Raw genomic sequence first — 2,080 nt, 5'->3', positions numbered from 1 at the left:
TTAGGTGCAGTAGTCGCGATCTGATCTGACAGTTGCCCGGTTTGATACTGGCGATTGTCAGGTCAAGTTCAGCTATTCAATGCGGTGATTTTATCGCGCCATGCCTCCTTTCCGTCCAACAGAGTTTGCATCGGGGTCCTACCGCAGCACATCTTTCCCTGGTGCGTTCGGTCGCTGTTGTAGTAGGCCAGCCATTCATCCAAGTCGACTTGCAATTCTTCGATAGAACGATAGATCTTGCGCCGGAACGCTACCTGATAGAACTCATTGAGAATCGTCTTGTGGAAGCGCTCGCAGATACCATTGGTCTGCGGATGGTTTGCCTTGGTCTTCGTGTGTTCTATATCATTCAAGGCAAGATAGAGCTGGTAGTCATGCGTTTCCGGCTTGCCGCAATACTCAGTACCACGATCGGTCAGCACACGGATCATGCCCATGCCTTGTTCTTCGAAGAACGGCAGGACGCGATCATTGAGCAAGTCGGCCGCTGTAATGGGCGTCTTGGTCGTGTAGAGCTTGGCTGCTGCCCACTTCGAATAGGTGTCGACGAAGGTCTGCTGGTAGATGCGTCCGACGCCCTTGATTGTGCCTACGTAAAAGGTGTCCTGGCTGCCCAGATAACCAGGATGGGCCGTTTCGATCTCGCCATGCGCCACATCGTCTTCCTGCTTCTTCTCCAGCGCCGCGACTTGGGACTCGGTCAGTACCTCGCCCGTTTGAGCGACATGACACTCGAGGGCAATCAGCCGCTTCTTGAACGATTCCAGGTCGCGTCGCAGCCATACGGAACGTACGCCAGAGGGAGAAATGAAGATACCGCGCTTGCGCAGTTCGTTGGAAACCCGCACCTGCCCAAAGGCTGGTTGCTCAAGAGCAAAGGCAGCGACTGCCGCTTCAGTGGCTTCTTCCACTCGGTTACAAAGGTTGGGCTTCTTCCGGCTGGCGTCGATCAGCGCATCCACGCCGCCTTCGGCAACAGCAGACTGGTAGCGGTAAAAAGTGTCGCGAGAAAATCCCATCACCTTGCAGGCACGGGACACGTTGCCAAGTTCGGCCGCCAGATTCAGCAGCCCAACCTTGTGTTTGATGACGTTCTGAGGAACACTAGTCATGGGGTTACTCCTTGGCGCTTGCGCGCTGGTTTCATAAAGATTCGCACCTCTATCAAACCGGGTAACCCCACCCTTTGGCAAGGCCTTGCTGTCAGATCAAGTCTGAACTACTACAGTTTAGGCATCATGATTTCCATGTACTCGCTTGCATTCGAGCGCACCGGACACCACCGGAGCTGGCGAGCGAAGTTAATTCCAGCACCAATCTGAAAACCTTCATTTGCGAAGGTTTTTATTTAACCATGGCGAAGTAATTCGGGTATTGCCTCGCCGACGCAATTCGGGCTCGCTCAGGTCTTTACGATCAATGGAAGCTTTATCCACCCTGCTAGGCGAGGCAAAAAATCTACGGCGCCGTACTTGGACTAAGCGTTCTGGCGCGCATACGCGATCGCATCGGCCAGACGGTCGTAATGATAGCCTTTAAAACGGTATTGCCTGCCGTCGTATTCCACGCCGAGCGAATCCATCAAACTTCGTTGCTCCATGGTCAGCGTCAGAGGCGGCGTCCATACAGGTGCACAGTCGCCCATGGTCTGATGTCCGGGACGAGACTGATCGAGCTTCGCGTAAGCGAGTGCGTCAGCGAGCTTATCGTAGCAATACTGTCCGTATCGATAGCAGTGCCCGTCAAAACGCACGTGCACTTCCGACATCCGCGCCATGTCGGCTTTGGATGGCTGAGAAAAGCTCGTGTCGGGATCAGATCGAGACGCCATGCTTGGTAGATCAAGTTTCTCCATACGTGGCTCCGTACAGGCGATTTGAATAGATAGGGCAACGACAGGTAGCTTCACATTGCGTTATGTATATGTGGTTACTGGTAATGTCCAGCTCTCACGAACTATATACCAGTGAGCGCATAGGGGGGCATTTAATTCTTACTATTTAGTAGCCTATCCCAGTAGGCCTATTATTCGCCAAGTGATGAAGCCGCAAGCTAGGTGAAGGAAGGCCAAGTAGTTCTA

2 protein-coding genes are annotated in these 2,080 nt (G+C 53.2%); both read right to left on the bottom strand.

The window, feature by feature from the left end:
* Positions 1–68 precede the first annotated feature (68 nt).
* Positions 69–1,112: an IS481 family transposase gene (locus IGW03_RS29325; protein ID WP_194726040.1), complete on the bottom strand. Its 1,044-nt coding sequence runs from the start codon at positions 1,110–1,112 to the stop codon at positions 69–71.
* A 365-nt stretch (positions 1,113–1,477) separates the two neighbouring features.
* A complete protein-coding gene (locus IGW03_RS29320) occupies positions 1,478–1,855 on the bottom strand; it encodes a hypothetical protein (RefSeq protein WP_194726039.1) in 378 nt (125 codons plus the stop codon).
* Positions 1,856–2,080 lie beyond the last annotated feature (225 nt).

It is taken from the genome of Noviherbaspirillum malthae (assembly GCF_015352985.1).
In the GTDB taxonomy this organism is placed as follows: domain Bacteria; phylum Pseudomonadota; class Gammaproteobacteria; order Burkholderiales; family Burkholderiaceae_D; genus Noviherbaspirillum; species Noviherbaspirillum malthae.
This window is presented reverse-complemented; position numbering and strand designations above follow the sequence as displayed.